This window comes from Kitasatospora sp. NPDC091257, assembly GCF_044757675.1.
In the GTDB taxonomy this organism is placed as follows: domain Bacteria; phylum Actinomycetota; class Actinomycetes; order Streptomycetales; family Streptomycetaceae; genus Kitasatospora; species Kitasatospora lactacystinica.
On sequence record NZ_JBIVVI010001422.1, the window covers coordinates 1 to 2063 of the forward strand.

At 71.2% G+C, this 2063-nt stretch carries 2 protein-coding genes; both read left to right on the top strand.

Going from position 1 to position 2063, the window contains the following annotated elements; genetic code table 11:
• Positions 1–26: 26 nt before the first annotated feature.
• Positions 27–1676: an NRAMP family divalent metal transporter gene (locus ACIQOV_RS38945; protein WP_401055562.1), complete on the top strand. Its 1650-nt coding sequence runs from the start codon at positions 27–29 to the stop codon at positions 1674–1676.
• Between the two features lie 26 nt (positions 1677–1702).
• A partial coding sequence (locus ACIQOV_RS38950; protein ID WP_401055564.1) for a winged helix-turn-helix domain-containing protein occupies positions 1703–2063 on the top strand: 361 nt, incomplete at its 3' end.

The window sequence follows — 2063 nt, forward strand, 5'->3', positions numbered from 1 at the left end:
CCCCCCGGGGCCCAGGGAGGAAACCCATGACCACCCACGCCACGCTCAACTCCGCTCCGCCCGAGCCGCGTTCGGCCGTCCTCGACGACGCGCACGTCGGCGACATCAAGGGCGCGCTCGGCACCATCCGGCTCGACGACACCACGCCCCGGCACGGCCTGTCGGCGAGATTGAAGACCCTGCTCGCGATCGTCGGGCCCGGCCTGATCGTGATGGTCGGCGACAACGACGCCGGCGCCTTCTCCACCTACGGCCAGGCCGGGCAGAACTACGGCACCCAGCTGCTGTGGACGCTGCTGATGCTGGTCCCGGTGCTGTACGTCAACCAGGAGATGGTGCTGCGGCTGGGCGCCGTCACCGGCGTCGGCCACGCCCGGCTGATCCTGGAGCGCTTCGGGAAGTTCTGGGGCGCGTTCAGCGTGATCGACCTGTTCCTGCTGAACGCGCTGACGCTGGTCACCGAGTTCATCGGGGTCACGCTCGCGGCCGGGTACCTGGGCCTGCCGAAGGCGGCCTCGGTGGTGCTCGCCGCCGGGATCATCATCGCCTCGGCCTTCACCGGCTCGTTCCAGCGCTTCGAGCGGGTCGCCGTGACGCTGTGCCTGGGCTCGCTGCTGCTGGTGCCGATCTACTTCATGGTCCACCCGAGGACCTCGCGGATGGCGCACGACTTCGTGGTGCCCGCCATGCCCGGCGGGTCGGGCGGACCGGCGGCCGTGATGCTGGTGATCATCTCCATCGTCGGCACCACCGTGGCGCCCTGGCAGCTGTTCTTCCAGCAGTCGTACGTCATCGACAAGCGGATCACCCCGCGCTTCATGACGTACGAGAAGGCCGACCTCTGGATCGGCATCGTGATCGTGATCGTCGGCGCCGCCGCCATGATGGGCCTCACCGCCGCCGCCTTCGCGGGCACCGACGGCTTCGGGCACTTCTCCGACGCGGCCGCCGTCGCCCGGGGCATCGAGGACAAGGCCGGGCACCTGGCCGGCGTGCTGTTCGCCATCGCGCTGCTGGACGCCTCGATCATCGGCGCCTTCGCGGTGTCCCTGTCCACCGCGTACGCGATCGGCGACGTCTTCGGCATCAAGCACTCGCTGCACCGCGGGGTGAAGGGCGCCAAGGGCTTCTACGGGATCTACGCGGGCCTGGTGGTCGCGGCGGCGGCGATCACGCTGCTCTCCACCGACTACACCCAGGGCCTGATGACCCAGTTCGTCCAGGTGCTGGCCGGGGTGCTGCTGCCCTCCGCGACCGTCTTCCTGCTGCTGCTCTGCAACGACCGCGCGGTGCTGGGCCCCTGGACGAACGGGCCGCGGACCAACGCCTTCACCTCGCTGGTGGTCGGCGTCCTGGTGATGCTCTCCCTGATCCTCACCGCCGCCGTGGTCTGGCCCGACATCGGCTCCGGGGCGATCCTCCGGATCATGGCCGGCTGCGGCGTGGCGGGCGTGCTCGTCGCCGGGTACTCCTTCACCTTCGGGCGCCGCGGCACCAAGGAGGACCCCGTCGACCGCACCGGCCGGGAGAACTGGCGGATGCCGCCGCTGGAGACCCTCGACAAGCCGGTGCTGTCCACCGCCCGCAAGGTCGGCATGGGCGCGCTGCGCGCCTACCTGCTGATCGCGACGGCCATGGTCGTCGTCAAGATCGTCCAGACCGCGCTGAACCACTGAGCCGACCACGAAGGAGCCCCCGCGCCATGGTCCCGCACCGCCCCAGGCTCGACGCCGTCTTCTCGCACCACCCCGCCCCGGGCCGGCGCCCGGCCCCTCGACCCGCGCCCGCGCCCGGCCTGGTGGTGGACACCGACCAGCGCACCGTCACCGTCGAGGGCCGGCACGTCACCATGCCGTACCTGGAGTTCGAACTGCTCGCGCACCTGGTCGGCAACCCGCTGCGGGTGCACTCCCGGCGCCAGCTGATGGAGAACGTCTGGGGCCGCCCGGACACCGGCGACTCCCGCACCGTCGCCACCCACATCGCCCGGATCCGGCGCAAGCTCGGCCCCGGGCACCGGGAGGCGATCGCCACCGTCCGCCAGATCGGCTACAAGTACGACC

Bases quoted from the DNA above. Each gene is read 5' to 3' on its own strand.
- ACIQOV_RS38945 (WP_401055562.1), top strand. From the start codon at position 27: ATGACCACCCACGCCACGCTCAACTCCGCTCCGCCCGAGCCGCGTTCG.